The organism is Pseudonocardia sp. KRD291, assembly GCF_019263595.1.
In the GTDB taxonomy this organism is placed as follows: Bacteria; Actinomycetota; Actinomycetes; order Mycobacteriales; family Pseudonocardiaceae; genus Pseudonocardia.
This window is the reverse complement of sequence record NZ_JADQDD010000315.1, coordinates 1-6,719: the sequence shown is the minus strand read 5'-3', so window position 1 is coordinate 6,719 and position 6,719 is coordinate 1. Positions and strand designations below refer to the sequence as shown.

Genomic DNA, 6,719 nt, shown 5'->3' with positions numbered 1-6,719 from the left:
CGAGTCCGCTGCGCTGCCCGAGCCCGCCGCTCCCGACGAGCACCTCGCGGACCATCACCCGGCCCAGGTGCCGATGCCGGACGCGCTGCGGCTGGCCGTGCACCGCGTCGACGGGGACCTCGCACAGACCACCGACTGGTTCGGCACGCTCGTGCTGCCCGGCGGGCGTACCGCGCTGGTGGTGGGCAGCCTGCCCGGCCCCGGCGCGGACGTCCCGGTCGTGGTCGGTGCCCTGCGCGCGGTGCTCGCCGAGGCTTTGCGCGACGGGGAACCGCTGAGCGGCGCGGTGCGGCGGGCCGACGCGGCGGCGGCCCGGTTCGCCCCCGGCCACGGTGCCACGCTGACCGCGGTCGTCGTCGACCCACCGGCGCGGACCGTCGAGTACGTCTGCCGCGGGCACTACCCGCCGGTGCTCTGCGACGGCAGCGGCTCCGCGCCGCTGGACGGCGCCACGGGCGGACCGCTCGGCCTCGGCGCACCTCCGGTCCGGCCGGGCCGCACGACGATCTCGGCCGGCGCGGCGCTGGTCCTGTGCTCGGCGGGGCTGGTCGAGCGGCCCGGGCAGCCGGTCACCGCGGGCCTGACCGAGCTGGCGGACACCGTGCGCGGGAGCTGGCAACCGACCGACTCCCCCGCCGCCGCGGACGCCCTGTGCGCGCGGATACTGGACCGGCTGCGCACCAACGCCTCCGGCGTGCTGATGGCGGCGACGGTGCCCTGCTCCGTACCGGATGCGCTGGACACCGAGATCGAGGCGGACCCCGCCGGGATCGTCGGTCTGCGGGAGCGGCTCGAGGACTGGCTGCGCGACGCAGGCGTGCCGGCCGACACCCTGGCCGCGGTCCCCATCGTCGTCTCCGAGCTGGTCACGAACTCCGTGCAGCACGCCTACCCGCCCGGTTCGACCGGCCCGGTCCGGGTGCACGCGGCCCGGGACAACCGCCCCGAGGTGGCGGTGACCGTCTCCGACGACGGCGCATGGACACCGCCACGGGACGGCCGCGGCTTCGGCTTGGCCGTCGCGCGCGAGCTCTCGGACGCGCTCACCGTCGACTCCGGGTCCCGCGGCACCACCGTGCGGGCGCGGTTCGGTCTGAGCCGGCCGGTCGTCACGCGGGACAGCGGGCCGCGGTTGCACGTCGCAGGCCCCGGGTTCGGCATGCTGACCGCGGGTGACCCGCCGACCCGCATCTGCGTGCACGGCCCGGTCGACCCGGCCGCCGCGCAGGACCTGCACTCGGCCATGCTCTACGCCACCGCGGGCGGGACCCGGGCGCTCACGCTGGACCTGTCCGACGTCACCGTCCTGGGACCCGCCGCGGTGCGGGTGCTGCACGAGTTCACCGGCTATGCCGACCCGACGCCGTCGGTGCGGGCCCCGGAGGGCTCGGTCGCCCGGGCCATGCTTGCCCTGTCCGGACTCGCGACGCTGCTCGACGACAGCCCGGACCTCGAGGCGGACGCGCTGGAGCTGCACCGGATCCGGTGACCCTCGGACGCACCCGGCGGGCCCGGTCACCGAGTTGTCGGTCGCCGCGGTGTCGGGCACAGTGGAGTGCAGCCCGTTGAGCCAGCAGCGTGCCGTCCGAACGGTGCGGGCAGACATGTGCCCGCACCCCCACGGAGGGTGTGCGTGACCGACTCGAGCTCCCCACCTCGGCCCTGCGCACGGTTGCGGGTCCTGCACCACGAGGCCCGTCCGGGCGTCGCGGTCATCCGCCCCACGGGCGAGATGGACACGGTCGGCGGCCCGGCCGTCGTCGAACAGGTCCGAGCGCTGTCCGAGCCCGGCGGCCGGGTCGTGCTGGACATGCGGCTGGTCACGTTCGTCGACGCCCGCGGGATCCGCGCCCTGCTCGACGGCCACCGCGCAGCCCGCGACGTCGGTGCGCGCCTGGTCGTGGTCGGGCCGGACCAGACCGTCCGACGGGTGTTGCGGATCTGCGACCCGGGCCGGGAGCTGACGGTCATGGAGGTGCCCGAGGGCGAGCAGGCGTGCGGCGTCGAGCTGGCCGTCGGCCCGGTCGCGACCGGTGACGGATCGAGGGCGCCGACGGTTGACCGCCTGCCCAGCGGGTAGGACCCGGGCATGACCACCACACCATCGACGGCGACGGCGACCGCTGCTCCGGGGCCGGGCTCGTCCTCGTCGTCGCTTCCCACGGCGTCCCCACGGGAGACCGCGCAGGTGCTCGGCGGGGCGGTCGGCCCGATCCTCGCCCAGGGCGTCATCGCCCGCCGGCCATGGGTGGTGAAGCTCGCCGGGCAGCTGGGCACCGACGACCGCAGCGTCCGGATGCTGCAGGGCCTGCGGGCCCGGCACGGCGACGGCCCGGTCCGGCTGCCGATCCCGGGACGCCCGGCCGCGCTCGTCCTGGGCGCCGCCGACGTCCGCCGGGTCCTGGAGCAGACGCCCGAGCCGTTCGCGACCGCGAGCTGGGAGAAGCGCGGCGCGCTCGGGCACTTCCAGCCCCGCGGCGTGCTCGTCTCGCACGGTGCGGCGCGCGAGGAACGCCGGCGGTTCACCGAGGGCGTGCTGGAGACCGGCTCGCCGATGCACTCGCACGCGGAGTCGATCACCCGGGTCGCCCGGCAGGAGGCGGTCGCGCTGCGCGCCGACGCGGCCGGGAGCGGGGTGCTGGACTGGCCCACCTTCGTCACCGCGTGGTGGCGGGTCGTGCGCCGGATCGTGCTCGGCGACCACGCCCGCGACGACCACACGCTGACCGACCGGCTGACGGCGTTGCGCCGCTCCGCGAACTGGTCCTTCCTCGCGCCGCGCCGCGACGACCTGCGCCGACAGTTCCACGACGGCGTCGCGCGGCACCTGGACCGGGCGGAGACCGGCAGCCTCGCCGAGATGATCGCCTCGTTGTCAGAGCAGCACCCCGGCACGGAGGGCTCGGGCACGGAGGACCTGGCGCCGACCGACCAGGTCGGGCACTGGATGTTCGCGTTCGACCCGGCCGGGGCGGTGACGCTGCGCGCGCTGGCGCTGCTCGCGGCCGACCCTCACCTGCGCGGAAGGGTGCGCGCCGAGCTCGCCGGCCGTGACCTGAACCAGCCCCAGGAGCTGCCGCTGCTGCGCGCAGTCGTGCTGGAGTCGGTGCGTCTGTGGCCCACCACCCCGCTCCTGCTGCGCCAGACCACGCAGCCGACCACCTGGGGCGCCGGTGAGCTGCCGACCGGCACCGCGATGATCATTCCGACCTGGTTCCTGCACCGCGACGACCGCTCCCGCTCCGACGCCGACCGCGCCGACCCCGACCAGTGGCTCGACGGCAGCGCGGCGCAGGACTGGATGCTCACCCCGTTCAGTGGTGGCCCGGGTGTGTGCCCGGGCCGTGAGCTCGTCCTGTTCACCGCGTCCACCGTGCTGGCCACGCTGCTCGAGGAGCACCACCACGTGCTGCTGCCACCGGAGCGCTTCGCCGCGCGCGGCCCGTTGCCGCGCGGACTGGACCCCTACTCGCTGCGGTTCGGCGTCGGACGTTCCACCGCGGCCGGGGAGTGAGCGCGCCGTGGCACCGAAGGCGCGGGGCGCTCAGGCCTACCTGCCCGAGCGCGACGACCTGGACGCGATGCGCGACGCGATCGGGTCCTGCCGGGGCTGCGAGCTCTACCGCGACGCGACGCACGCGGTGTTCGGCGACGGCCCGGCCCCGGCCCCGCTGCTGCTCGCCGGTGAGCAGCCCGGAGACGTGGAGGACCGCCGCGGGGAGCCGTTCGTCGGGCCCGCGGGCCGGGTCCTCGACGACGCGCTCGCCGAGGCCGGCATCGACCGCGGGGCCACCTACGTGACCAACGTGGTGAAGCACTTCCGGTTCCGTCTCGACGAGCGCGGCACCCGCCGCATCCACCGGACCCCGGGCCGTACCGAGATCGTGGCCTGCCGGCCGTGGCTGGCCGCGGAGATCCGGGAGGTCTCGCCGGAGGTCGTGGTGTGCCTGGGCGCGACCGCGGCCAAGGCGGTGCTCGGGCCGCAGTTCCGGGTGACCCGCGACCGTGGGCAGCTGCTGGAGCTGCCCGACGAGCTCGACGACCCCCACGAGCTCCACGACCCGGACGAGCTCGACGACGGAGCGCGGTCGGGCCGCCGGGTGTTGGCCACCATCCACCCCTCGGCGGTGCTGCGGTCGAAGCCCGACGATCGCAAGGCCGCGTTCGCCGGTCTGGTCGAGGACCTCCGCGCGGCGGCGGAAGGGACCCGGACGCGAACCGGCCGGTGAGCGGTGCATCGTCGCGGACTCGCCGGGTACCCATGCGTCACCGACGATGTAAGGAGGCGGCGTCATGGCCGCGTGCGAGGTCTGCGGAAACGACTACGACCTGGCGTTCGAGGTGCACGCCAAGGGCGAGGTACACGTCTTCGACAGTTTCGAGTGCGCCATCCACGTGATGGCCCCGACCTGCCGACACTGCGGCTGCAGGATCATCGGCCACGGCGTGCAGAGCGGCGGCGACGTGTTCTGCTGCGCGCACTGTGCACGGCAGGCCGGCACCGGGACGGCGGTGGCCGACCGCGCATGAGACACCGGGACGCCGGCACGGCGCCCTACCGGGCGTCGTGCCGGACGTCGCGAACGTCCTCGACCGCGTCGGTCGCGCGTCGCCCTACCTGCTCGGCCGCGGTGCGGCTCTCGTCGAGGACCGTGCGTCCGGCACTGCCGGCGGTCGAGGCCACCGAGTCGGCCGCCTGGGCCGCCGGGTCCGAGAGAGCGTCCCGGACCTGCGAGGCGGCCTGCGAAACCGCATCGACCGCCGGTCCCCCGGCCTGCCCCAGGTGATGGTGCGCGCGCTCGGCCAGATGCCGCTCGCGGCCGGCGGCCGGGAGCAGCGAGGCGGCCAGCCAGCCGGCCCCGAAGGCGATCAGGCCCGCTGCGATCGGATTCCCGCGCGCCTGGCGACGGGCGGCCTCCGGCGCGTCCCGCAGCGTCTCCGCGGCCGTGCTCACCGCGTCCGGTACGGGGTCGGCTCCCATGACCGTGTCCTTCCAGCGGGTCGCGGTCGCCCGTGCCCGGTCGGCACCGCGTTCCACCACCCGGCTGGGCGTGACCTTGTCGGCGAACGCGTCGACGTCGCCGCCGAGACGCTGCTGGGTCTCCTCGATGTCGCGGCGGAGCCGGTCCGGGTCCTCGGGGTTCACGGCGTTCCTCCTCGTCGTCGGCCGGTCAGGGCGTTCGGCACCTGACCCAGCGATGCGGTCGTGCGGTCGGGCGGGTCCGCCCGGATACGGCGGAGCGTGCTGCGGCCGTCGAGGTAGAGCAGCCCGGCGACCACCGCCCAGACGAGGGCGACCAGTAGGGCCGCCCAGCCCGGGTGGAGGACGGCGGACAACCCGGCCCAGACCGCGACCGATGCGAACAGCGCGACGAACCAGCCGGCTACGGCCGCACCGGTGAACGCACCCGCCGCCCGGCCGGAACGCTTGGCCTCCTGGGCGAGCTCCGCCCTGGCCAGTGCCAGCTCCTGGCGCACGAGGGTGGAGACGTCCCGGCCGAGCTGACCGATCAGCTCGCCGACCGAGGAGTCCGCACCCTCACCCGGGACGGGTCCCGGGGCGCTCACGAGCGGCCCTCGGTGTGGGCCGGGTCGGCGAGGTGCGCGGTGGCGGCGGGGTCGCCGTGGCGCTGCAGACTCTCCACGTACTCGCCGACCGTCGTCTCCGCATGCCGGGGCGCACCCTCGGGGCCCGGAACGTACGGCGGCGGCGGAACCGCGGCGTCGCGCGGTGTCGGTGCGTCGGGGCCGGTCCAGGGCATCGACGGGGCCGCGGCCCCGGTGCCGGGAGGCAACGGCGGCTCCTCGTCGACCGGCGCACGCTCGACCGGCGCACGATCGATGGGCGCACGCTCCACCGGCGCGTGATCGACGGGCGCACGCTCGACCGGCTCTTGATCGACGGGCGCGTGATCGACCGGCGCGTGATCCACCGGCGCGCGCTCGACCGGCGCGTGATCGACGGGCTCCGGGTCCGGCTCCTTCGCGTCGCGGTGGGCGTCGACCGCTCCGCGGGTCAGCCGGCCGACCAGCGCACCGGCGGCGGCGGCACCGAGCAGGAACGTGCCGGGGTGGCGGCCGGCCGCGCGCCGGACGTCGGCGAGCAGCTGCCCGGGCTCGCGCCCGTCGAGCCACTCGGCGGCGCCGTCGACGTAGCCGCCGGCCTGGCCGGCCAGGCCGGCGGCGGGGCCCGGCCGGGAGCCGCCGCTGTGCGACATCTGCCGCAGCTCGACCCCCAGGGCGCGCAGCGTGTCGCTCACCCGCTGCTGCCCGACACGGGCCTGCTCGACGGCCTGGTCGCGGACCTCGGCGAACAGGTCCTGCGCCTGGTTCTGGACCTCCCGCGCGACGTCCGCCGCCTGGTCGGTCGCCGCGGCGCCCACGCGCCGGGTCTGCTCTGCGGCGGAACGGCCGAGGTCGACCGCTTCGTCGCGGGCCACCCGGGGCGCGGATGCAGATGCGGTATCGCGCCCCGCGGCGCTACTGCCGGCCCGTTCGTTCATCACGTGGCTCCCTGGTCTCGAGGAGGTGCACCGGACTCGTGCAGCGCTACCCCGGACCATCCGGGTCAACCGTCACACCACCGTTCGCCCCCGAACATGCACCCGATCGGGCGTACCCCGCCAGCTGCGGCCAAGGGGTCGGCCCGTTCCCACGCGGCAGCGGCGCGCATCGCCGGCCGTGGGTCCCAGGGGGTCCCCTCGCTCACCTGGCGGTCC

At 76.1% G+C, this 6,719-nt stretch carries 8 protein-coding genes; 5 read left to right on the top strand and 3 right to left on the bottom strand.

Going from position 1 to position 6,719, the window contains the following annotated elements:
• The 5 genes from I4I78_RS28180 to I4I78_RS28160 all read left to right on the top strand — a co-directional run.
• A partial coding sequence (locus tag I4I78_RS28180) for an ATP-binding protein (RefSeq protein WP_218614535.1) occupies positions 1–1,489 on the top strand: 1,489 nt, incomplete at its 5' end.
• A 144-nt stretch (positions 1,490–1,633) separates the two neighbouring features.
• Positions 1,634–2,080: an STAS domain-containing protein gene (locus I4I78_RS28175; RefSeq protein WP_218614534.1), complete on the top strand. Its 447-nt coding sequence runs from the start codon at positions 1,634–1,636 to the stop codon at positions 2,078–2,080.
• A gap of 9 nt (positions 2,081–2,089) precedes the next feature.
• The gene (locus I4I78_RS28170; protein WP_218614533.1) at positions 2,090–3,514 is read left to right on the top strand and encodes a cytochrome P450; all 1,425 of its coding nucleotides are present in this window, start codon (positions 2,090–2,092) and stop codon (positions 3,512–3,514) included.
• Between the two features lie 67 nt (positions 3,515–3,581).
• The gene (locus tag I4I78_RS28165; RefSeq protein WP_218614536.1) at positions 3,582–4,229 is read left to right on the top strand and encodes a UdgX family uracil-DNA binding protein; all 648 of its coding nucleotides are present in this window, start codon (positions 3,582–3,584) and stop codon (positions 4,227–4,229) included.
• Positions 4,230–4,293: 64 nt separating this feature from the next.
• Positions 4,294–4,530, top strand: coding sequence for a hypothetical protein (locus tag I4I78_RS28160; protein WP_218614532.1), 237 nt, complete (start codon positions 4,294–4,296; stop codon positions 4,528–4,530).
• A 25-nt stretch (positions 4,531–4,555) separates the two neighbouring features.
• On the opposite strand, the gene I4I78_RS28155 is transcribed toward I4I78_RS28160, so the two are convergent.
• Genes I4I78_RS28155 through I4I78_RS28145 form a run of 3 tightly spaced genes read right to left on the bottom strand, consistent with a single transcriptional unit; the run spans position 4,556 to position 6,440 of the window.
• Entirely contained in the window at positions 4,556–5,146 is a 591-nt protein-coding gene (locus tag I4I78_RS28155) for a DUF3618 domain-containing protein (protein WP_218614531.1), read from the bottom strand.
• Complete coding sequence (locus I4I78_RS28150; RefSeq protein WP_218614530.1) at positions 5,143–5,568, bottom strand: phage holin family protein; 426 nt, start codon at positions 5,566–5,568, stop codon at positions 5,143–5,145. Before I4I78_RS28150 ends, I4I78_RS28155 begins: the two co-directional genes overlap by 4 nt.
• Entirely contained in the window at positions 5,565–6,440 is an 876-nt protein-coding gene (locus I4I78_RS28145; protein ID WP_218614529.1) for a hypothetical protein, read from the bottom strand. The genes I4I78_RS28150 and I4I78_RS28145 overlap by 4 nt, the downstream gene beginning before the upstream one ends.
• Between the last annotated feature and the right edge of the window lie 279 nt (positions 6,441–6,719).